The sequence below is a fragment of the Ruegeria sp. ABV4_181 genome (assembly GCF_056158465.1).
Window position 1 is genome coordinate 1,793,982 of sequence record NZ_JBSWTI010000002.1, and the last position, 18,927, is coordinate 1,812,908.

Here is an 18,927-nt window from a genome sequence, read left to right on the forward strand (position 1 = left end):
TGATCTGGATCATTGCGCCAAGCCGCCTGTCGGGCAAGCCTGCAAATGTCAATCATGACAGGAGGATGCGATGATCAGGCTGGTACAGGCGACGGTTTCTGCGGGTTTGCTCGCTTTGGCGTCTCAGGCAGGGGCGCAGGACGTGGAAACCGGCGCAGAGCTTTATCAGCATTATTGCGCGACGTGTCACGGGCTCGACGCGACCGGGCATGGACCGATGGCCGGCGTTCTGGTCATTCAGCCGGTCGACCTGACGAAACTTGCCGGCGAGGACGGAGTATTTCCGACCGCCCGCGTCGTGGCGCGGATTGACGGGCGCGATCCGCTGGTCAGTCACGGCAGTCCGATGCCGGTCTACGGACCTTACTTTGATGGTCAGGACACCTCGATGAATACGCCAGAGGGTCAGCCGATCCTGACAAGCCAGCCGATCGTTGATCTGGTCGCCTATCTGGAAACGCTTCAGGGACAGTAGGGCGTCAGCGGCAAATACCTTCGACCTCGGCTCCGCTCCACGGAATGACGATCTCGCGTTCGCGGCGCTGTGTGGGTAGCGGCGACAGATCAAAATGTGATCCCAGCATGTCATGCAGGCGCTGCGTGCGGGGCGCCGTCGGGTCCAGTGCGCGGCAACAGACGTATTCCTCGACGATCGCGCCCTGTTGTTCGAACCCGTAAGACAGGAAATCGGGCGAGGTGTCGATGTCGAACAGATAGGGGTCCTTGTTGCCGCCATGTTCCGCCGCGGCCCGCAGCGGGTGATACCCGGTTGTCCGGCGGTTTTGCCATTGCCAGACATGAGTCAGTTCGTGGGCCAGCAACATCGCTGCGACAAGGTTCATCTGTTCGGGAAAGTCGGTCATGTAATCTTCCAGATACCAATCGCGCGTGAAATAGACCTTGTTGAACAGGGCAACGGCGGCAGGTTTGGCGGTTATGACACCTTCTTTTGGGGCCGGCAGGATGCGTTCGCGGCAGGCCAGACGCGGTCGCGCCTTGCGGTAAAAGGTGATCGGCGCGACCGGAGCGCCTTCGACCAGTCTTACCCGGTCCAAGTTCAGCGTTTCGCCCTGAACGGTGCTGGCAAAGGCGCGTTCCTGATCCGTCAGCGGGCGACCGCAGGAGGCGAGTAAAAAAAGAAAAATCATCAAAAAGCGGAAGGGCATGATCAAAGCCTACTGCGAAGCCCCCGCTCTGCAACCGATTTTCACACGCTCATCGCCAATACGCGGCTTATTTCCGTCAACGACCGTCCGGACTGATCCATCCAGGTGTTAAAGGCCTCCTGAACCGCCGCCATTGCCTTTTTTGAACTCGGCGCTTTATCGACGATCCCCTCGGCAATCAGCCGGGCTGTGACGTCTTGCGACAGGATGAAACTGTCGCGCCCTGCGAACCGCATCGCGTATTGCGCCGAAGCCCCGCCCAGACGCGACCCGCGTTTGCCCAACATCGCCAGCAGACCGACGTAATCGACCGAAGGCCAGCCGCCCAGAACCTGCCCTGCACCGCCGTCTTCGCGCAGTTCCAGCAGGAACGCGGCATTGTCCCGGACCGAGGCGATCTTGGTTCCGTTGCGCACGATGCGGGTATCCTGCAGCAGCGCGTCGAATTTTTCGTCATCCATAAAGGCGCACCGGCCCACGTCGAACCCGTCAAAGGCGGTTTCGAACCCATCCCATTTGTTTTCGATGACTTTCCAGTTGAACCCGGCCTGAAAGACAGTCTTGGAGATGATCGAAAGCCAGCGATCATCGGGCATGGCGGCCAGTTCCGCCGTGCTTTTGGGTCTGGTCAGCTTGGCGTCCAATGCCTCGGCGCCACCGTGGCGATCGGCGGCCAAGGTAAAAATCTCATCGAAATGGTGCATTTGCGGCGTCCTCCGCCGGTAACTTTGCCTGTCAGATGGCCTGTTGCAAGGTCCCAGGTACTTTGCCTGTTTCACGCTTCAGCCACTGCGCGGCAATTGAGACACCAAAAAATGAGTGAAAAGAAAAAGAAATGCTCGACAAAACAAGGGATTCGGGTTTGTGATTGACTCGTCAATCAATGTGCCGCCCTGATATTGTACGAAATTGCGATGACCGGGTGGCCGCACGATGCGGCAGGTGGGAAAATCCGAACGGTTCCGAGGGGCGAATAAAACCGCCTTGGCCAGAACTGTTCACTTCCCTTTTCCGGCCAATTTTGTGCATGTTGCGACATGGTGTTGTCGTTCGACAAACTTTCCGGGGCGCAAATGCGCGCTGGGGTGGGCAAAACAAAACAAGACAGGGAGAATGTCGATGAAGAAACTCAGTGTAAGCCTGTTGGCTATGGCCGTGGCAAGTTCCGCCTATGCCGCCGATATGGGCGCTGTGGACGAGCCGATCAAACTGGCCATCAATGAATGGACCGGCCAGCACGTCACTACGCATGTGGCCGGTGAGATGCTGAAAGCAGCGGGCTACAACGTTGAATACGTGACCGCCGGTATGATGAACCAGTTCCAGGCGCTGGCCGATGGCGATATCGACGCGACGCTGGAAATCTGGTCGTCGAACGTATCCGACGAATACGCCAAGAAAATCGACGAGGGCACCGTTGTTGAAATCGGTGATCTGGGGCTGGATGCCAAAGAGGGCATTGCCTACCCGGCACATGTGGCCGAGCTGTGCCCGGGCCTGCCGGCCTGGGAGGCGCTGAAAGACTGTGCTCAGGTTTTTGCCACGGCTGAAACGCTGCCCGGTGGCCGCCTTGTCGACTATCCGGCGGATTGGGGTACGCCGGGCGCCGACCGCATGGTTGGGCTTGAGTTGCCGTTCAAGGCGGTTCCCGCGGGCTCCGAAGGTGCCCTGATTGCCGAACTGCGCGCTTCGACCGAGCGCAAATCGCCGCTGTTGATCACTTTCTGGCAGCCGCACTGGGCGATGTCGGCCTATGACGTTCAGTTCGTCGATCTGCCTGCGGGCGAAGAGGCATGCTTTAACGATCCGTCCTGGGGTCCGAACCCGAATGCGGTGAATGACTGCGATTTCTCGCCTTCGCGCATCTTCAAGGCCGGTTGGAGCGGCATGGCAGACAAGTGGCCCGCCGCCTATGAGATTCTGACCAACTATCAACTGGCGGTCGAAGACCAGCAGCCGATGATGGGCGCAATCGACGTTGACGGCGGATCGGTTGAAGAAGTTGTCGCGGCTTGGATGGCCGAGAACGAAGACAAATGGCGTCCGGTTGTCGACGCGGCAACCCAGTGAGCCCGCTTAAGTGACCGACACAACGACACCAGCCATCGCCTGCCGGAATCTCTGGCAGGTCTTTGGCCCCGGTGCTGACAAAGCCCTGACCGACGCGCTGTCTCGGTCAGGGAATGACGCCGACCAAGCCGCCAATGATCTGCGCGAACACGGGTTCATTCCCGCCGTTCAGGATGCAAATTTCGACGTCAGAGAGGGCGAGCTGTTCGTCATCATGGGGCTTTCTGGGTCGGGCAAATCCACGCTGATCCGTTGTATCTCGCAACTGCTGCCCGGCACGGGCGGCGAGATTCGCGTGGATGGCGATAACGTCATCGGAGCCTCCAAAAAGGCGCTGACGGAATTGCGCCGCAAGAAACTGGGCATGGTATTCCAGCATTTCGGACTGTTCCCGCACATGACCGTTGCCGAAAACGTGGCGTACCCGCTGCGTGTACAGGGCGTTGGCCGCAAGGAACGGCTGGCCCGCGCGCAGGAAGTGATCTCGCTGGTGGGACTGGAAGGGCGGGAGGACAGCTTCCCGCGTCAGCTTTCCGGTGGCCAGCGTCAGCGTGTGGGCATTGCGCGCAGCCTTGCCGTCAACCCCGATATCTGGTTTCTGGACGAGCCGTTCTCGGCCCTCGATCCGCTGATCCGGCGCCAGTTGCAGGATGAGTTCCTGCGCATTCAGGCGACGCTGAAGAAATCCATCGTCTTCATCACGCACGACATTCAGGAGGCCCTGAAACTGGCCGACCGCATCGCCATCATGCGCGACGGCAAGATCGTGCAGATCGGCACACCCACGGACATCGTACTGCACCCGGTTGATGATTACGTGCGTGAGTTTTCCAAGGACGTGGCCAAGGGTCAGCACGCCAAGGTCGCCTCGGTCATGCGGGACGAGGCGGAATGCGGCCCGGACGACCCCGGTCTGACGACGGCAATGACGCTGGATGCGGCGCTTGCGCATTGTATGGAACTGTATGAGCCCGTGCCTGTGCGGGATGAGCATGGCAATATTGTCGGCAACGTTCATCCGTCCGATCTGGCCGCCGCGTTGCAGGTGGATGAAACATGACAGCCGTCACGGACATCCCCTCGGGCCACGCAGCGCGCCTGACGGCCGGTGCCCAAGCGGCGCTGATCACGGTGATCGTCGGCGCGGTGTGTCTGGCGCTGGAAGGCGTCGCGCCGTGGCTGGTCAAGTGGCCTGCGGCGTGGGAACTGCCCGCGACCCAATGGGTCGGGGCGTTTCTGGACTGGTTCCTGAACGGCATCAAGCCGGCGATGCGCCTGTTTTCCGATCTGATGACCTATCCGATGGATGCCGCCAATTATGTTCTGGGCAACACACCCTGGCCGGTTCTGATCGGTCTGGTGACGGCATTAGGCTGGTATCTGGGCGGCTTGTCGATGGCGGCGCTGGGGTTCTTTGGCCTCAGCTTCGTGCTGGCCTCGGGCTATTGGTCCGAAAGCATGAATACTCTGGCGCTTGTCGCCGTTTCGGTGCCTGTCGCGCTGGTCGCCGGTGCCGCCATTGGTATTCTTGCGAATGAGGTGCCAAAGGTAAAATCCTTCGTTCAGGCGGTGCTGGACGTCATGCAGACGGTGCCGACCTTTGCCTACCTGACGCCATTGCTGCTGCTGTTTGGATTTGGGCCTGTGGTGGGCCTGATCGCGTCCGCCATCTACGCCGCACCGCCGATGGCGCGCAACGTGATGCTGGGGCTGGAACGGGTGGAACCGGAAATCAAAGAGGCCGCGATCATGTCCGGCGGCACGCGGTTCCAGCAACTGTTTCAGGTCGAAATACCCGCCGCCGCGACGCAGATCATGGTCGGTGTGAACCAATGCCTGATGGCTGCGCTGTCGATGGTGATCATCGCCGCCGTCATAGGCGGGTTCAACGACATCGGGTGGGAGGTCCTGCTGACCATGCGCAAGGCGCAGTTCGGCAAATCTCTGCTGGCTGGTCTGGTCATTGTGGTCTTTGCCGTGGTGATCGACCGGATGAGCGGCACGCTGGCGACCGAGCGCAAACGTTACGATCAACGCGTGGTCTGGGCCGTACTGGGCTTTACGGCTCTGTTCACGGCTGCTTTCTGGATCTGGCTGCCAAACCCGTCGGAACTGACACTGCTAGACCCGTTGGCCGACGCAGTGGACAGCGGTTTGACCGCCTTCACGCAGACCAACGGCCCCTGGCTGGATGCGCTCAAGAACAACTCGCTGTTCTATGTGTTGCTGCCGCTGCGGATCGGTCTGGATCAGGCGGTTTTGCCCTTCACATGGGGTTTTCAATGGACCCCGGCCATGAGTTTCGGCTTATTCGCAGCAGCCGCCGCAATCGCCCTGCTGATGGCATGGCGCGGTCACCTGACCGGGGGGCTGGTGCTGTTGATCCTGATTGGCATTCTGGAAACCGGTATCGCCAACCTGCCGTGGCCCTTTGTTCTGACCGGAGCTGCCGCTTTGGGCTGGGTTGCGGGCGGCTGGCGGCTGGCGGCGCTGTCGGTGGGGCTGCTTTGCACCATCCTCGTCTCTGGCCTGTGGGAGCGCGCCTTGCTGTCGCTTTACCTCAGCGGAGCGGCGGTGTTTTCCTGTGCCGTGATCGGCGGCTTGATCGGTCTTGCCAGCGCAGTGTGGGAGCCGGTCTGGAAAGTCGTGCGCCCGATCTGTGACATGCTTCAGACGATCCCGTTGTTCGTGTTCCTGATCCCAGTTCTGATGGTGTTTCAGATCGGCGAGTTTTCGGCCTTTCTGGCGATCTGCGCCTACGCAATCGTCCCGATGATCCGCTATACGCGGCATGGTCTGGTCAACACACCGGAAGAGATGATGGAGGCTGCAATCTCCAGCGGTGCGACCGAGTGGCAGATCATGCGCGACGTGCGCGCGCCCTATGCCGCGCCGACTATTCTGCTGGGGCTGAACCAGACCATCCTTTATGCGTTTGCCATGCTGGTGATCGCGGCACTGATCGGCACCACCGGTCTGGGCCAGTCGATTTATCTGGCGCTGGGGCAGGCGGATGTCGGGCTGGGTATCTCGGCGGGTGCCGCAATGGCCATTCTTGCCCTGATTGCTGACCGCATGGTGCAGGGCTTCGCCGAAGAACGACGCAAGGCGCTGGGCTTGTAAACAAGGGCAGGGGCGGTACGTCCGCCTCGCCTGTATTCCCACCCGGACCCGACTTGACTTCGGGCAAGGAACTCGGGCTCACCCGGGTATAGATCAGCAAAAAATCATTCGGAGAATACCATGTCCGGTTGGGGTCTGTTCTTTGCAGCTTTGGTGACCTTTCTGCTCAGCCACGCGATCCCGGCGCGCCCCGCCGTGCGTGGCCACCTGATCGGGGTGCTGGGACGCAAGGGTTACTTGACGGCTTATTCCGTTCTGTCGCTGGCTGTGCTGGGCTGGTTGATCATCGCTGCCGCGCGGGCGCCTTATGTTGAGGTCATCCCGCCGCTTGCCATCTTTCGATGGGCGCCGCTGCTGATCATGCCGGTCGTATGCTGGCTGGCGGTCGCAGGGCTTGCGATCCAGAACCCGTTCTCTTTCGGTGGTCTGGGGCATCGTGCTTTCGATCCTGAAAACCCCGGCATCCTGCGCACGACACGCCATCCGATCCTGGCCGCGCTGATGCTGTGGGCCGCGGCGCATCTGTTGGCCAATGGCAGCCTGTCGCACGTCATCCTGTTCGGCCTGTTTGCGGGCTTTGCGGCCATGGGCATGGCGCTGATTGATCGTCGCAAGGCGCGGGACATGGGTATCGAGTGGACGCGCATGTCGCGGAATACGGCGCGCCTGTCACTGCGCGCGCCCCGACCCTGGCCACGGCTCTGGATCTGGCTGGTGTCGATTGGTGCCTTTGCTGTTCTCCTTCACCTGCACGCACCTGTGATCGGCCTTTCACCATTGCCATAACGCAGGGAGTGGTCGGAGCGCATCATGCGTGCTATCTGGAATGTCACTGTTTCGGACTACAAGGATATCGCGGATGTATCTGGCTTATGTGACCACCACGGATCGCGGCGCAACCGACCGCCTGCTGAGCGCTGTGGCCGAGCGGCTGCTATCCTCCGGGGCGCATCTGGCCGGCGTGGTTCAGACCAACACTGAATGCGCCGACAACAGCAAATGCGACATGGACGTGCGTGTTCTGCCCAAAGGTGAGACCATCCGGATATCGCAATCGCTGGGCACCCAATCGCGCGGGTGCCGTCTGGACCCTGCCGCGCTGGAGCGGGCTGTGGGATATGTGACCGCGTCGCTGTCGGACGCGCCGCAATTGCTGATCGTCAACAAGTTCGGCAAACACGAAGCCGACGGTCGCGGTTTTCGTCCCGTGATTGCCGAGGCTCTGGCGCAGGACATCCCGGTGCTGGTCGGTGTGAACGGCCTGAACAGCGAAAAATTTCAGGAATTCACCGGCGGAGAGGCCGAACAATTGCCCCCGGAGCCGGAGGCCATTGTCGCGTGGTTCGACCGGGTCACTGCATTGCGCGCAGCGGCCGCCTGATCCAGGTTCCCGTGGGGTAAGCTGCTGAAATCCTGTCTTGTTCCCAGGCACATGTGCTGCAATCCTCTGATCCCGGAGGAGATTGTATATGTGGGCAAATTGGGCCGGAAACCAGCACGCGGATACTGCGGTCACGCGCCCTGTTTCGATGGCCGAACTTCAACAGGCAGTTGCGCAGCCGCAAAGCCTGCGGGTGGTCGGGGCCGGGCATTCGTTCACGCCCATCGTTGCAGGTGGCGACAGGATTCTGGACCTGTCGAGACTGGACCTGCCAACGCTGGGCGAGATCGACGGTGATCGGGTCTGGGTCAATGCGAACGCGCGATTGCGCGATTTGTCGCCGGCGCTGGCGAATCAGGGCTTGGCCTTTCGCAATTTGGGCGACATCAACGTCCAGTCACTGGCGGGGGCCGCTTCGACCGCAACGCATGGCACCGGGCAGAAGCTGCCTTGCTTGGCGGCTGAAATCTCGGATTTTCGGATGATTGGCGCGGGTGGCGAAATGCTGTCGACGCAGGACATCCCATTGGAAATGGCGCAGGTTACGCTGGGGATGCTGGGTGTCCTGACCGAGGCACAGATTACCGTTGTCCCGAAATACAATCTGCGCCGCCAAGTTCGGTTGGCCCCGCTTGGGGACACTCTGGCCACCATGCACAGGAAATGGGCGGAAAACCGAAACTTCGAGTTCTTCTATATCCCTTTCACCGGCAAGGCAGTGGAAATCCGGCACGCGGTGACCGAAGCGGCGGAAACACGGGCGCCGCGCGATCTGGACATGATAGCCGTCAAGGTGCTGAAACTGGCGCGCAATGCGGGAAGGGTCAGCAAAGGGTTGCGCGGTGTTCTGCTAAAGCTTCTGACCCTTGCGCAGTCCGATGAGGATTATGTCGGCGAAAGCTGGCGCGTGCTGTGCAGCGACCGCCATATCCGCTTTAACGAAATGGAGTATCACCTGCCGCCCGATGTGGCCTGTGACGTTCTGAAAGAGGTGTTGAACCGCCTGCACCGTGACCACAATGACATCTATTTTCCCATCGAAGTGCGCCAGACTGCTGGCGACACGGCCTGCCTGTCGCCATTTCAGGGTGGCCAGCGCATCTCAATCGCCATCCACAGCGACGCTTCGGAGGATCACAGGCGATATTTCTCGGCCATCGAACCATTGCTGGTCGAAGCCGGAGGGCGTCCGCACTGGGGCAAAATGCACAGCCTCACCTACAAGCACCTGTCGGCAATGTACCCGGATTTCGACCGGTTCTGTACGTTGCGCGAACACCTGGACCCCGGTGGCAAGTTCCTGACACCTGCACTGGCAAGAATGTTTCGGCCATGACCCGGACGTATCTTCAATCCCTGTCCGAAACGCTGCGCGCCTATGGGGTGGACCAGCCGGTCACCGTGGTCGATCTGGATCGTCTGGAAGCAAACTGTGACCTGGCTTTGAGGGGCGCAGAGGCTGGGCCCGACCGGCGTCTGGTCGCCAAATCCTTGCCCTGCCTTCCACTTCTGAACCACATACGCGCGCAGATACCGACGTCGGGACTGATGACGTTCTCGGAACCGATGTTGCAGGCATTGTTGACGGCCGAGGCCGGAACCGATCACCTGATCGGTAAACCCCTCCCTGTCAGGTCCGCCGCGCGGGTTCTTGCGGCCTGTCCGGATTCCGCGGCGCGGGTTCAATGGCTGATCGACACGCCCGATCACCTGCGAGACTATCTGGCACTTGCAGCAGACCGGCAATCTGCGCTGCGCCTGTCGCTGGAGATTAATGTCGGGTTGCATCGCGGCGGGTTCAGGCCAGAGCAGGTGGCAGAGATCGCGGCTGAGATTGACGCCAGTCCCCATGCGCGCCTGTCCGGCGTGATGGGGTACGAGGCCCATCTGGCCAAGCTGCCGCGACTATTGCGCAAGCGCGGGACCCGATCCTGCAAGGATGCGTTCCGGCGCGCGGTTTCCGGCCTGCCGATGGCCGGGAAAGGATTGTGTCTGAACACGGGCGGTAGCCTGACCTTTCAATCATACCCTGCGGATGGACTTGCTACTGAAGTGGCCTTTGGATCGGTACTGGTAAAGCCCGCAGACTTTGACCACGTTTCGACTCGGGGATTTCTGCCTGCGGCCTTTATCGCGACGCCGGTTTTGAAGGTCATGCCGGGCAACCCGCTTCCGGGGCTCGATTTTCTGCGTCGGAACAAGACCGACCTCGCCGTCTTTGGCGGGCATTTTCTGGCGCATCCCGCGTACCCGGACGGGTTCGGCTATTCCAGGGTCTTTGGACGTTCCAGCAATCAGGAGGTTTGGGCCGGTCCCCGTCTGGCCAATGTCACAGCGGGCGATATCGCGTTGCTGCGCCCGACACAAAGCGAGGCCGTGCTGAATCAGTTCGGACGGATGCTGGCGGTCAGGAACGGGCAGGTGATCGCAGAATGGCAATGCCTGCCGAGTTAACGGCGGTTGCACTTTGTCACCATCTGGAAAAGATGGTGGGCGACCCTGGAATCGAACCAGGCGTGCGTCTCCGCGAGGGAGTTACAGTCCCCTGCCACACCTTGCGGCCTGTCGCCCACTGTCAGGCGTTGCACCTGACGTGGAGGCGTGATTACTAGCGCTCTAAACGAGCGTCAACAGGAAAATACGGCTTTGACGCAGGAAACCTATTTGCCGGCCCGGAGGCCCAGGAAATGAAGAAACCCAAGTGGGTCGTGGAAAAGGAACAGGCACGCAAAGCTGCCGCATCCGAGACTGTCTGGCTGTTCGGACTGCACGCCGTGCGCGATGCGCTGATGAACCCAAATCGGCAGAAGCTGCGTCTGATCGTTACAAGAAATGCAAGGGGCAAGCTGACAGAAGCCATTGAATTTGCAGGGGTTGAGGCCGAAATGGTCGATCCCCGCAAATTCTCTGCTCCGATTGATCCGGGCTCTGTCCATCAGGGTGCGGCGCTTGAGGTCAAGCCGCTGGATTGGGGCGGCTTGGCTGAAAACTGCATCGGGCGCGCGCATCCGCGGGTCATATTGCTGGACCGGGTGACCGATCCGCACAATGTCGGAGCAATTCTGCGCTCGGCCGAGGTGCTGGGCGCAAGTGCGGTGATCGGCACGCGGCACCACTCGGCCCCGGAAACGGGCGCATTGGCAAAGACAGCCAGCGGCGCGCTGGAGCGGCAACCCTATCTGCGCGTTCGCAATCTGGCCGACGCAATCGTTGAGTTGCAGAATATGGGTTTTCTGGTGCTTGGTCTGGACGGCGAGGCGGACGACACCATCGAAACGGCAATGGGCGGCAAACTGGACCGGCCTGTTGCCCTGGTGCTGGGTGCCGAAGGGCCGGGCCTGCGGCAAAAGACCAAGGAAACCGTTGACCAACTGGTGAAAATCGACGCAGCCGGAGGGTTTGGGTCGCTGAACGTCTCAAACGCTGCCGCAATCGCCTTATATGCTTCCAGGCACAGATAGACAGGAGAGAGCCATTTCCAGCCCGTCCAAAATCGCCACATGTTGCTATTGCGGAACCCGCGCCGCCCTTGTTCTGAAAGGGCAGCAACGGCACGAACTCAGTTGCTCCAGTTGCGGGGCGCCTCTGCACGATCTCAAGATGGTGCCAAAACGCAAACTGTCCGAGGCCAATGGCAAGCGTGACACTATGAGGGCCGCAGCCTCGTATAAGAAAAAGAAGCAAAAGAAGAAAAAGAGCGTCTTCTCACGCGTTCTGGACGAAGCCTGGGATGTGATAGATGACATCTTCGACTGAGGCGGCGATCCGGCGACACAGGCGATCACAACCACGTTAAGCAGGGTTACACCTGGCTGCAAAAATTGCATTTTTGGTACTCTGATGACTTCGAACGTGAAATACAGATGCTGACCCGACGTTTCCTACTGGCTGCGGTGGCTGCCGCTGCATTTGCCCCTTCTGCCTATGCGCAAGACATGCCCGTTTACTTTGAAACGGACGGTGCCGCGATGGCCGGGTATGACGCAGTGTCTTACTTTTCGGGCGACACGCCGGTTCGGGGCGAACCCGATATTGCGATCGTCTGGAAGGGGGCCGAGTGGCATTTCGCCTCGGCCGAGAATCGCGACGCGTTTGAGCGTAACCCGCGTGCTTTCGCCCCGCAGTTCGGCGGCTACTGTGCCTACGCCATGGCGCAGGGCAGGCTGGTCAGCACGGACCCGACCGCCTGGCAGGTTGTGGACGGCAGGCTTTACCTGACCCACTCGCATGCGGTCGAGCGAATGTGGCGCGATGCACCCGACGAGTACATCCGCATGGCCGAGGCCCACTGGCCCGTCATCCTTTACGAAGAATAGGCGAAGCTCCGCTTTTTGCGATCTGTCATCACAAAAATGCGCGCACCCTCTTTTTTCTCTGAACTCGTGCTTAAATGTCACAGTGACCGCGGAACGGAACTGCCGCGGGTCATTTCACTGTCCCTCGTTCCAACAACTGGCGCTCAGGTACGACCTGGGCGCTTTTTTCTTTTGTGCGTACGGCCTAGGGTGCGCTTATGCCAGATTATTCCGATACGTTTCTCAGGGATATCCTTCAACGCACCAAGGTTGTGGCCGTGGTTGGCGTTTCGATGAATCCGGTGCGGCCCAGCTATTACGTCGCGCGGTATTTGTCGCTGAAGGGATACAAGGTCATTCCGGTGAACCCAGGCCATGCCGGGACCGGGTTGTTTGGCCAAACGGTGCGGGCATCCCTGTCGGATATCACGGAATCCGTTGATATGGTGGACATCTTCCGCAGGTCCGAGGCCGTTCCGCCCATCGTCGACGAAGCGTTGGCCGCCTTGACCGGGGTGCAAACGATTTGGATGCAGATTGGCGTCGAACACGCTCAGGCCGCGGCAGCCGCGCAGGCAAAGGGCATAGATGTTGTCATGAACCGGTGCCCCAAGATCGAATACCAGCGATTGTTTGGCGAGTTGCGCATGGGCGGGTTCGCGACCGGGGTGATCTCATCCAAGCTGTAACCGGTCACGGGGCCGGCAGTGGTTTCAACCGGGCGACCTGTTCCAGCCGCCGTTTTTCCAGAACGACATCGCGCGGTACCCAGTCGTATTTTGTGTCCTCAACCAGCGGCGACCAGAACAGGACCCCGCCATAGCGCCACGGATCCAGAACCACGCCGTCATACATCGTCTCACCCTTCCGGCTGATGATGGCGGTGCTGTGGTCAATGCGAAACGGGTTGTCTGCATTGGCGATGGCGCGGTGCATCTCAAGCGTCTGAAACCCTTCCTGATCCAGTCGCCGTTCGATGTCCTCGGCCCAGTGCCAGCACAGACCACGCGGGCGCAGGCCCTTGTTTACCTTGGCGTTGTGGATCAGTGGCGGGTCGGTGATTTCGTATTCCTGCGCAAGCTGCGCGGTATAGGAATAGGCGATGCGGGCCGCGCGAGCGGCTTCTTCGGGGTCGATGTCAGGGCCGAGGCCGCGGATTTCGCTTGCCAGGCGCTGAACCTCGTCTCCGGTAGAGGGGGGCGGGACTGAACACGCCGAAAACGTCAAAACGGCAAGCAAACAGGCCAGAGCTCTGATCATTCCCGCGTCCTTCGATCCCTGTTACATCGGTCCCCGACTATACAATGCAAGGTTTCAGGACGGAACCCGCCTGCTCAACCCTTGGGGCGCGCGGCCTTTTCGGCGATCCCACTGGTGCCCTGCCGCTCTGCCAGTTCGGCCAGCACATCCTCCAGTTCCACATCGCGCGCGGCCAGCATGACAAGCAGGTGGTAAAGCACATCCGCAGCCTCGGACGTGAGCCCCGCCTTGTCGCCCTTGACCGCCTCGATAACGGCCTCGACGGCTTCTTCACCGAATTTTTCAGCACATTTCTCGGGGCCCTTGGCCAAAAGCTTGGCGGTCCAACTGGAATCAGGGTCCGCCTCTTTGCGGTCTGCAATGATCGCCGCCAGTTCGTGAAGAATGCTCATGTCAGCCTCATTGGAATACCAGCAGCGGCCATGTGTTCCTTGGCCTCGCGGATGGTGTATTCACCGAAATGAAAGATTGAGGCTGCCAGCACTGCGCTGGCCCCGCCCTTGGTCACGCCCTCGACCAGATGGTCCAGATTGCCAACACCCCCCGACGCGATCACCGGCACGTCCACGGCATCCGAGATGGCGCGGGTCAATGGCAGGTTGAATCCAGCCTTGGTGCCATCGCGATCCATTGAGGTCAGCAAAATTTCTCCGGCCCCTTTGGCGACGACTGTTCGGGCAAACTCCACCGCGTCGATGCCTGTGGGTTTGCGCCCGCCATGGGTAAAGATTTCCCACTTGCCCGGGCTGACGGTTTTGGCGTCGATAGCGCAGACGATGCACTGGCTTCCGAACTGGTCTGCCGCCTCGGCAATTACATCCGGGTTCGCCACTGCGGCCGAGTTAAAGCTGACCTTATCCGCCCCCGCCAGCAGCAGGGCGCGCACGTCATCCTTGGTACGCACGCCGCCGCCCACGGTCAGGGGCACAAAGCATTGCTCGGCCGTGCGCTGCACCACGTCAAACATGGTGCCCCGGTTTTCATGAGTGGCGTGGATGTCCAGAAAACAGATCTCATCGGCACCGGCGGCGTCATAAGCCTTGGCCGATTCCACGGGATCGCCCGCGTCGCGCAGGCCAACGAAATTCACGCCTTTGACCACGCGGCCATCGGCGACGTCCAGACAGGGAATGATACGGGTTTTCAGCATCGGCCTTCCTTTGTTGGCCGCACCTCTACCGGCAAAGCCCCGCCGATGCCAGACTTGTGATTGCCCGCGCGCGCAAAGCTGTGAAAACTGAGGTGAAATTCACAGAAGGAATTCCGATATGCGCAAACTGATACTGGCTTTAATTCTGACCTTCACAGGGGCACTGTCCGCCATGGCCGACGACATCATCAAAGTCCAGACCAACAAATCCGTTCCCGAGGCGCTGGACGCACTTGAGGCAGCGATCGGCAATGCCGGCGCGACCGTCTTTGCCCGCATAGATCACGCCGCCGGCGCGGAAAAGGTCGGTCAAACCATTCCGGCCAATCAGGTGCTGATCTTCGGCAACCCGGCGCTGGGAACCCCGGCCATGCAGATCGACCCGCGCGCCGGTCTGTTTCTGCCGCTGAAGGTTCAGGCCTATGAGGATGCCGATGGTCTGGTGTGGCTGGCCTATGAAGACCCCAAAGAGACCATGGACGAGCTGGACGATGTCGAAAACTCCCCGGTCATCGAGAAGATGCGCGGCGCGCTGGCAAAGCTGACATCTGTTGCGGCGGAATGATCAACTCAGGGCGCGAATGGCCGTAGCCAGGTCGATTGCGCCGTCATAAAGCGCGCGCCCTGAAATCGCACCGTTCAGGTCCACGCCACAGTCCCGCAGGGCAATCAGGTCCTCCAGCGAACTGACACCTCCCGAGGCGATCACGGGGATCGACACGGCGCGGGCTAGCGCAGCCGTGGCCTCGATATTCGGGCCCTGCATCGCGCCGTCGCGGTTGATGTCGGTGTAGATGATTGCCGCCACGCCCGCGTCCTCAAAGCTGCGGGCCAGATCGGTGACCTGAACGTCGGTCTCTTCGGCCCAGCCTTTGGTGGCGACCATACCATTGCGGGCGTCGATCCCCACGGCGACCTTGCCGGGGAAGGCTTTGGCCGCCTCACGCACCAGATCGGGGTTCTCGACCGCGACGGTGCCCAGAATCACCCGCGCCAGACCCTTCTCGATCCATGTCTCGATCGTGGCCATGTCCCGGATGCCGCCGCCAAGCTGGGCCGGTACGTCGCACGCCTTCAGAATCGCCTCGACCGGGGCGGCATTGACCGGTTCGCCGGCAAAGGCACCGTTCAGGTCCACCAGATGCAGCCATTCGCACCCGGCATCGACAAAGGCGCGGGCCTGGGCGGCCGGATCGTCGTTGAACACGGTTGCCTGGTCCATTTCACCACGCAGCAGGCGCACGGCCTGCCCGTCTTTGAGGTCGATGGCGGGGTAAAGGATCATGTGCGACGGCCTTATCTGAGTATTGTCCGAGCGGGATATCGCACAAGCCGGGCAGGGGATGCAACGCGACGCAAAGTCAATCTTGCCCGAAGTTCACCAGCGGGCCAGAGTGACTTCCAAACAGGGAGGATACCATGAAGAAACTTACGCTCGCGGCAGCTTTCGCAGCCATGGCAACCAGCGCATACGCGGCCGACCCGGTTGACGGGCTTTGGAAAACTCAGCCAGGCGATACCGGCGGCTATCTGCATGTCTCGATTTCGGAATGCGGTAGCGCGATTTGCGGCACCATCGATACCGCCTTTGACAAAGACGGAAATGAGCAGTTGGAATATGAAAACCTTGGCAAACAGATCATCTGGGACATGGTGCCCGATGGCGGCGGCAACTACAGCGGCGGCAAGATCTGGGCCCCGGACCGGGACAAGACCTACAGCTCGAAAATGACACTGGACAGCCAGAACAAGCTGACCGTCAAGGGCTGTGTTGCCGGTGGGCTTGTCTGCCGCGGGCAAGACTGGACGCGGGTACAGTAACCGCTCAGGGCGTCCAGATCAGGAAATTCCCGATCATACGCAGCCCCACGTCCTGACTTTTTTCAGGATGGAACTGCATCCCAACCATCGTGTCGCGGCCGATCACGGCCGTGACTTCCTGCCCATACTCCACATAAGCCAGACGCTGCGCCGGATCTGTCACCCGGAAATGGTAGGAGTGGACGAAATAGGCGTGATCGCCTGAGGTCACCCCGTCAAAGACAGGGTGAACGCTTTCCAGAACCAGATCGTTCCAGCCCATATGCGGCACTTTCAGGGCGCTGTCCGAGGGCTTGATCCTGACGACATCCCCGGCAACCCAGCCCAGCCCGTCGGTTTCGCTGTATTCGTGGCCTGTTGAGGCCATCAGCTGCATCCCGACACAAATCCCCAGAAAGGGTCGCCCTTTCTGTTCGACCGCCTCGACCATGGCGTCGTAGATGCCCTTGTGGCCCCGAAGCTCGGCAGCGCAGGCCGGGAAAGCCCCGTCGCCGGGCAGCACAAGGCGATCAGCCCGCGCCACAACATCAGCGTCCGAGGTTACGACAACCTCGCCCGCGTCCACCTCGCGCGCCATACGCTGAAACGCCTTTTCGGCCGAGTGCAGGTTACCGCTCTCGTAGTCGATAATGGCAGTCAGCATCTACAGCGCGCCCTTGGTCGACGGAATTGCATCCGCCTTGCGCGGATCGGTTTCCACCGCCAGCCGCAGCGCGCGCGCAACGGCCTTGAACGCGGCCTCGGCAATGTGGTGGCTGTTGAAACCGTGCAACTGGTCGATATGCAGGGTGATGCCGCCATGGGTGCTGAGCGCCTGAAAGAACTCGCGCACAAGTTCGGTGTCAAACGTGCCGATCTTGGGCGTCGGCAGATCGACGTTCCAGATCAGGAACGGACGGCCCGACAGATCCAGCGCGCAACGCACCTGCGCGTCATCCATGGGCAGGTGGCATTCGCCATACCGACGGATACCCTTTTTATCACCCAGGGCCTGCGTCAAAGCCTGACCCAGCGCGATCCCTGTATCTTCGACCGTGTGGTGGTCGTCGATGTGATAGTCGCCCTTGGCCCGGATCGTCATGTCGATCAGCGAATGCCGCGCAAGCTGGTCCAGCATGTGGTCAAAGAAGCCAACGCCGGTCTGATTGTCATATTGGCCGGAGCCGTCCAGATTGACCTCGACCGAAATGTCGGTTTCGGCGGTCTTGCGGCTGATCTTTGCGCTGCGCATGGGCGAATTCCTTTTGCTACAGGGGCGCTTATAGACGGGGATCGCCTGCCTTATCCAGACCAAGCGTGGCATTCACGGCAAACTGTTGCAGGGGATTGCGCAGGCGCGCGCACCATGCCAGCCTGCCGGCAACTCAATCAACAAGGTCAGACCCATGTCCACCTGTGTCTTCATCCAGATCCGCTGCAAACCCGGCACCACGTACAAGGTCGCGGAAGAGATCGCCCTGCGCGAAATCCATTCCGAGCTTTACTCGACCAGCGGCGAATACGACCTGCTGCTGAAACTCTACATTCCCGAAACCGATGACGTGGGACATTTCATCAACGAAAACCTGCTGGTGATTCCGAATATCGAACGATCTCTGACCACGATGACGTTCAAGGCATTCTAGCCCAGCTCAAACGTGGTGACCCCGAAGATTCGGTTCAGGTCGATATCCGGCTCATAGTCGGAATACATGCGCGCCGTTTCGAACACCTTATCCATCCCAAGTTGCGCCGCCATCGCAAAGGCGGCGTTGTTGGGCTGTGGCATGTCGATAAACACCTGCTGCGCGCCGTGATCGGCCGGAACGGCCGCCAAAAGGCTGGCCAGCAAGGCCTGCGCGATACCCGCGTCATCGGCAAACAACGGCCCGACTTTGTATCCCGACAGGCAAGGGCGCAGCGTTGCATACCCCCTGATCCGACCTTCTTCGGTATACACCCGCGAGATATGGCGGGCGGCGCTTAGCCAACTGTCCAGAAAGGCGTCGCGGCGGGCCGGGAACAACTTGCGGTCATATCGCTTCAGCGCCTCATAGGCCTCGTCAAGCTGGGTGACACCGTTGCCCAGGACCTGGCCCAGTTTCGGCAGGATGTCCCTGACCGTCGCGCCAAAGCGGTAATTGTTGTAGGCGAAGGTAAACCCGGACTTTCGGTAGTTGTCCTGCTGCTCGACAACTCCATCCAGCCCCATATTGCGCCCTTCGCAATGGGCAAAAGCCTGTTTAGCAATCTCCCAGCCGTGGCCCGAGCCCCGAAATTCTGGCCGGACGATGTAAAAACCCAAAAAGGAAAACGCGTCATCGTAGTTCACGGCCGACACGGATGCGATCATATCATTGTCCAGAAACCCGCCAAGGTAACCTTCGGGGTCGGTGGAGCGAAAGCACTCAGCGTCATGCACACCCGGATTCCAGCCTTCCCGCCCCGCCCAATCCACGGCGTGCTGAAGTTCGGTGGCCGTCAGGGGGCGAATGGAATAATCCGGCATAAGCAAGGTCCTGAATACTGTGGCGCCCCCAACATGGCGCAACAAATTCCAATAAACCAGCAATGTTTGAGGAAGGTGGTATCTGGAGCGGGCGAGGCGATTCGAACGCCCGACCCTAACCTTGGCAAGGTTATGCTCTACCCCTGAGCTACGCCCGCATCAGATACTATGTT

General features: G+C 60.4%; 24 protein-coding genes and 2 tRNA genes. 15 read left to right on the plus strand and 11 right to left on the minus strand.

From position 1 onward, the window contains the following. Positions 1–70: 70 nt before the first annotated feature. On the plus strand, positions 71–475 hold the full coding sequence (locus tag ACXAC3_RS08870) for a c-type cytochrome (RefSeq protein ID WP_475158883.1): 405 nt from the start codon (positions 71–73) through the stop codon (positions 473–475). A 4-nt stretch (positions 476–479) separates the two neighbouring features. Here ACXAC3_RS08870 and ACXAC3_RS08875 read toward each other — a convergent pair whose 3' ends face one another. Beyond that, positions 480–1,148: a hypothetical protein gene (locus ACXAC3_RS08875; RefSeq protein ID WP_475158885.1), complete on the minus strand. Its 669-nt coding sequence runs from the start codon at positions 1,146–1,148 to the stop codon at positions 480–482. Between the two features lie 59 nt (positions 1,149–1,207). After that, positions 1,208–1,870 carry a DNA-3-methyladenine glycosylase I gene (locus tag ACXAC3_RS08880; protein ID WP_475158888.1) on the minus strand — a complete coding sequence of 221 codons (663 nt, stop codon included), beginning with the start codon at positions 1,868–1,870 and terminating at the stop codon, positions 1,208–1,210. 415 nt (positions 1,871–2,285) lie between these two features. Between ACXAC3_RS08880 and ACXAC3_RS08885 the strand changes: the two genes are divergently transcribed. From ACXAC3_RS08885 to ACXAC3_RS08915, 7 genes are all read left to right on the plus strand, one after another. Then, on the plus strand, positions 2,286–3,236 hold the full coding sequence (locus tag ACXAC3_RS08885) for an ABC transporter substrate-binding protein (protein WP_475158891.1): 951 nt from the start codon (positions 2,286–2,288) through the stop codon (positions 3,234–3,236). Positions 3,237–3,246: 10 nt separating this feature from the next. Beyond that, on the plus strand, positions 3,247–4,296 hold the full coding sequence (locus ACXAC3_RS08890; RefSeq protein ID WP_475158892.1) for a quaternary amine ABC transporter ATP-binding protein: 1,050 nt from the start codon (positions 3,247–3,249) through the stop codon (positions 4,294–4,296). Further along, the gene (locus tag ACXAC3_RS08895) at positions 4,293–6,359 is read left to right on the plus strand and encodes an ABC transporter permease (RefSeq protein WP_475158894.1); all 2,067 of its coding nucleotides are present in this window, start codon (positions 4,293–4,295) and stop codon (positions 6,357–6,359) included. The genes ACXAC3_RS08890 and ACXAC3_RS08895 overlap by 4 nt, the downstream gene beginning before the upstream one ends. 120 nt (positions 6,360–6,479) lie before the next feature. Then, on the plus strand, positions 6,480–7,145 hold the full coding sequence (locus ACXAC3_RS08900) for an NnrU family protein (protein ID WP_475158899.1): 666 nt from the start codon (positions 6,480–6,482) through the stop codon (positions 7,143–7,145). Between the two features lie 73 nt (positions 7,146–7,218). Beyond that, positions 7,219–7,740, plus strand: a complete 522-nt coding sequence (locus tag ACXAC3_RS08905; protein ID WP_475158903.1) for a DUF2478 domain-containing protein — start codon at positions 7,219–7,221, stop codon at positions 7,738–7,740. Positions 7,741–7,828: 88 nt separating this feature from the next. After that, entirely contained in the window at positions 7,829–9,076 is a 1,248-nt protein-coding gene (locus ACXAC3_RS08910) for a D-arabinono-1,4-lactone oxidase (protein ID WP_475158905.1), read from the plus strand. Continuing rightward, positions 9,073–10,194, plus strand: a complete 1,122-nt coding sequence (locus tag ACXAC3_RS08915) for an alanine racemase (RefSeq protein WP_475158907.1) — start codon at positions 9,073–9,075, stop codon at positions 10,192–10,194. Before ACXAC3_RS08910 ends, ACXAC3_RS08915 begins: the two co-directional genes overlap by 4 nt. A 33-nt stretch (positions 10,195–10,227) precedes the next feature. Here ACXAC3_RS08915 and ACXAC3_RS08920 read toward each other — a convergent pair. Beyond that, a tRNA-Tyr gene (locus tag ACXAC3_RS08920) sits at positions 10,228–10,311 on the minus strand. A 116-nt stretch (positions 10,312–10,427) separates the two neighbouring features. On the opposite strand from ACXAC3_RS08920, the gene rlmB reads away from it, so the two are divergent. The 4 genes from rlmB to ACXAC3_RS08940 all read left to right on the plus strand — a co-directional run bounded on the left by rlmB (position 10,428) and on the right by ACXAC3_RS08940 (position 12,724). After that, positions 10,428–11,201 (plus strand): 23S rRNA (guanosine(2251)-2'-O)-methyltransferase RlmB, encoded by a 774-nt coding sequence (rlmB, locus tag ACXAC3_RS08925; protein WP_475158909.1) that lies wholly within the window; start codon positions 10,428–10,430, stop codon positions 11,199–11,201. Continuing rightward, positions 11,182–11,496 carry a hypothetical protein gene (locus ACXAC3_RS08930; protein WP_475158910.1) on the plus strand — a complete coding sequence of 105 codons (315 nt, stop codon included), beginning with the start codon at positions 11,182–11,184 and terminating at the stop codon, positions 11,494–11,496. The genes rlmB and ACXAC3_RS08930 overlap by 20 nt, the downstream gene beginning before the upstream one ends. A 107-nt stretch (positions 11,497–11,603) precedes the next feature. Then, positions 11,604–12,056 (plus strand): YHS domain-containing (seleno)protein, encoded by a 453-nt coding sequence (locus ACXAC3_RS08935; RefSeq protein WP_475158913.1) that lies wholly within the window; start codon positions 11,604–11,606, stop codon positions 12,054–12,056. Between the two features lie 197 nt (positions 12,057–12,253). After that, a complete protein-coding gene (locus ACXAC3_RS08940) occupies positions 12,254–12,724 on the plus strand; it encodes a CoA-binding protein (RefSeq protein WP_475158915.1) in 471 nt (156 codons plus the stop codon). A gap of 4 nt (positions 12,725–12,728) precedes the next feature. On the opposite strand, the gene ACXAC3_RS08945 is transcribed toward ACXAC3_RS08940, so the two are convergent. The 3 genes from ACXAC3_RS08945 to hisF form a co-directional block, all read right to left on the minus strand. Further along, positions 12,729–13,295 carry a hypothetical protein gene (locus ACXAC3_RS08945; RefSeq protein ID WP_475158917.1) on the minus strand — a complete coding sequence of 189 codons (567 nt, stop codon included), beginning with the start codon at positions 13,293–13,295 and terminating at the stop codon, positions 12,729–12,731. A gap of 74 nt (positions 13,296–13,369) precedes the next feature. Next, entirely contained in the window at positions 13,370–13,687 is a 318-nt protein-coding gene (locus ACXAC3_RS08950) for a phosphoribosyl-ATP diphosphatase (protein WP_475158919.1), read from the minus strand. Further along, positions 13,684–14,445 (minus strand): imidazole glycerol phosphate synthase subunit HisF, encoded by a 762-nt coding sequence (gene hisF, locus ACXAC3_RS08955; RefSeq protein WP_475158920.1) that lies wholly within the window; start codon positions 14,443–14,445, stop codon positions 13,684–13,686. The genes ACXAC3_RS08950 and hisF overlap by 4 nt, the downstream gene beginning before the upstream one ends. A gap of 118 nt (positions 14,446–14,563) precedes the next feature. Between hisF and ACXAC3_RS08960 the strand changes: the two genes are divergently transcribed. Next, on the plus strand, positions 14,564–15,010 hold the full coding sequence (locus tag ACXAC3_RS08960; RefSeq protein ID WP_475158921.1) for a DUF302 domain-containing protein: 447 nt from the start codon (positions 14,564–14,566) through the stop codon (positions 15,008–15,010). On the opposite strand, the gene hisA is transcribed toward ACXAC3_RS08960, so the two are convergent. Then, on the minus strand, positions 15,011–15,730 hold the full coding sequence (gene hisA, locus ACXAC3_RS08965; RefSeq protein ID WP_475158926.1) for a 1-(5-phosphoribosyl)-5-[(5-phosphoribosylamino)methylideneamino]imidazole-4-carboxamide isomerase: 720 nt from the start codon (positions 15,728–15,730) through the stop codon (positions 15,011–15,013). 134 nt (positions 15,731–15,864) lie between these two features. On the opposite strand from hisA, the gene ACXAC3_RS08970 reads away from it, so the two are divergent. After that, positions 15,865–16,266 carry a DUF2147 domain-containing protein gene (locus tag ACXAC3_RS08970; RefSeq protein WP_475158927.1) on the plus strand — a complete coding sequence of 134 codons (402 nt, stop codon included), beginning with the start codon at positions 15,865–15,867 and terminating at the stop codon, positions 16,264–16,266. Between the two features lie 4 nt (positions 16,267–16,270). Here ACXAC3_RS08970 and hisH read toward each other — a convergent pair whose 3' ends face one another. Both hisH and hisB read right to left on the minus strand, forming a co-directional pair. After that, complete coding sequence (gene hisH / locus ACXAC3_RS08975) at positions 16,271–16,909, minus strand: imidazole glycerol phosphate synthase subunit HisH (protein WP_475158929.1); 639 nt, start codon at positions 16,907–16,909, stop codon at positions 16,271–16,273. Further along, the gene (gene hisB / locus ACXAC3_RS08980) at positions 16,910–17,497 is read right to left on the minus strand and encodes an imidazoleglycerol-phosphate dehydratase HisB (protein ID WP_475158930.1); all 588 of its coding nucleotides are present in this window, start codon (positions 17,495–17,497) and stop codon (positions 16,910–16,912) included. It abuts the gene before it with no gap. 154 nt (positions 17,498–17,651) lie between these two features. Here hisB and ACXAC3_RS08985 point away from each other — a divergent pair, with 154 nt between their 5' ends. Then, positions 17,652–17,891 carry an Lrp/AsnC family transcriptional regulator gene (locus ACXAC3_RS08985; RefSeq protein ID WP_074735480.1) on the plus strand — a complete coding sequence of 80 codons (240 nt, stop codon included), beginning with the start codon at positions 17,652–17,654 and terminating at the stop codon, positions 17,889–17,891. Here the strand turns inward: ACXAC3_RS08985 and ACXAC3_RS08990 are convergent. Together ACXAC3_RS08990 and ACXAC3_RS08995 are read right to left on the minus strand one after the other, a co-directional pair. Beyond that, on the minus strand, positions 17,888–18,754 hold the full coding sequence (locus tag ACXAC3_RS08990; RefSeq protein WP_475158935.1) for a GNAT family N-acetyltransferase: 867 nt from the start codon (positions 18,752–18,754) through the stop codon (positions 17,888–17,890). The genes ACXAC3_RS08985 and ACXAC3_RS08990 overlap by 4 nt on opposite strands. An 83-nt stretch (positions 18,755–18,837) precedes the next feature. Beyond that, positions 18,838–18,912 (minus strand) — tRNA-Gly (locus tag ACXAC3_RS08995). Positions 18,913–18,927 lie beyond the last annotated feature (15 nt).

Excerpts from the sequence above, each read along its gene's own strand:
- ACXAC3_RS08870 (WP_475158883.1), top strand. The coding sequence starts at position 71 with ATGATCAGGCTGGTACAGGCGACGGTTTCTGCGGGTTTGCTCGCTTTG.
- ACXAC3_RS08875 (WP_475158885.1), bottom strand. The coding sequence starts at position 1,148 with ATGATTTTTCTTTTTTTACTCGCCTCCTGCGGTCGCCCGCTGACGGAT.
- ACXAC3_RS08880 (WP_475158888.1), bottom strand. The coding sequence starts at position 1,870 with ATGCACCATTTCGATGAGATTTTTACCTTGGCCGCCGATCGCCACGGT.
- ACXAC3_RS08885 (WP_475158891.1), top strand. The coding sequence starts at position 2,286 with ATGAAGAAACTCAGTGTAAGCCTGTTGGCTATGGCCGTGGCAAGTTCC.
- ACXAC3_RS08895 (WP_475158894.1), top strand. The coding sequence starts at position 4,293 with ATGACAGCCGTCACGGACATCCCCTCGGGCCACGCAGCGCGCCTGACG.
- ACXAC3_RS08900 (WP_475158899.1), top strand. The coding sequence starts at position 6,480 with ATGTCCGGTTGGGGTCTGTTCTTTGCAGCTTTGGTGACCTTTCTGCTC.
- ACXAC3_RS08905 (WP_475158903.1), top strand. The coding sequence starts at position 7,219 with ATGTATCTGGCTTATGTGACCACCACGGATCGCGGCGCAACCGACCGC.
- ACXAC3_RS08910 (WP_475158905.1), top strand. The coding sequence starts at position 7,829 with ATGTGGGCAAATTGGGCCGGAAACCAGCACGCGGATACTGCGGTCACG.
- ACXAC3_RS08915 (WP_475158907.1), top strand. The coding sequence starts at position 9,073 with ATGACCCGGACGTATCTTCAATCCCTGTCCGAAACGCTGCGCGCCTAT.
- rlmB (WP_475158909.1), top strand. The coding sequence starts at position 10,428 with ATGAAGAAACCCAAGTGGGTCGTGGAAAAGGAACAGGCACGCAAAGCT.
- ACXAC3_RS08930 (WP_475158910.1), top strand. The coding sequence starts at position 11,182 with ATGCTTCCAGGCACAGATAGACAGGAGAGAGCCATTTCCAGCCCGTCC.
- ACXAC3_RS08935 (WP_475158913.1), top strand. The coding sequence starts at position 11,604 with ATGCTGACCCGACGTTTCCTACTGGCTGCGGTGGCTGCCGCTGCATTT.
- ACXAC3_RS08940 (WP_475158915.1), top strand. The coding sequence starts at position 12,254 with ATGCCAGATTATTCCGATACGTTTCTCAGGGATATCCTTCAACGCACC.
- ACXAC3_RS08945 (WP_475158917.1), bottom strand. The coding sequence starts at position 13,295 with ATGATCAGAGCTCTGGCCTGTTTGCTTGCCGTTTTGACGTTTTCGGCG.
- ACXAC3_RS08950 (WP_475158919.1), bottom strand. The coding sequence starts at position 13,687 with ATGAGCATTCTTCACGAACTGGCGGCGATCATTGCAGACCGCAAAGAG.
- hisF (WP_475158920.1), bottom strand. The coding sequence starts at position 14,445 with ATGCTGAAAACCCGTATCATTCCCTGTCTGGACGTCGCCGATGGCCGC.
- ACXAC3_RS08960 (WP_475158921.1), top strand. The coding sequence starts at position 14,564 with ATGCGCAAACTGATACTGGCTTTAATTCTGACCTTCACAGGGGCACTG.
- hisA (WP_475158926.1), bottom strand. The coding sequence starts at position 15,730 with ATGATCCTTTACCCCGCCATCGACCTCAAAGACGGGCAGGCCGTGCGC.
- ACXAC3_RS08970 (WP_475158927.1), top strand. The coding sequence starts at position 15,865 with ATGAAGAAACTTACGCTCGCGGCAGCTTTCGCAGCCATGGCAACCAGC.
- hisH (WP_475158929.1), bottom strand. The coding sequence starts at position 16,909 with ATGCTGACTGCCATTATCGACTACGAGAGCGGTAACCTGCACTCGGCC.
- hisB (WP_475158930.1), bottom strand. The coding sequence starts at position 17,497 with ATGCGCAGCGCAAAGATCAGCCGCAAGACCGCCGAAACCGACATTTCG.
- ACXAC3_RS08985 (WP_074735480.1), top strand. The coding sequence starts at position 17,652 with ATGTCCACCTGTGTCTTCATCCAGATCCGCTGCAAACCCGGCACCACG.
- ACXAC3_RS08990 (WP_475158935.1), bottom strand. The coding sequence starts at position 18,754 with ATGCCGGATTATTCCATTCGCCCCCTGACGGCCACCGAACTTCAGCAC.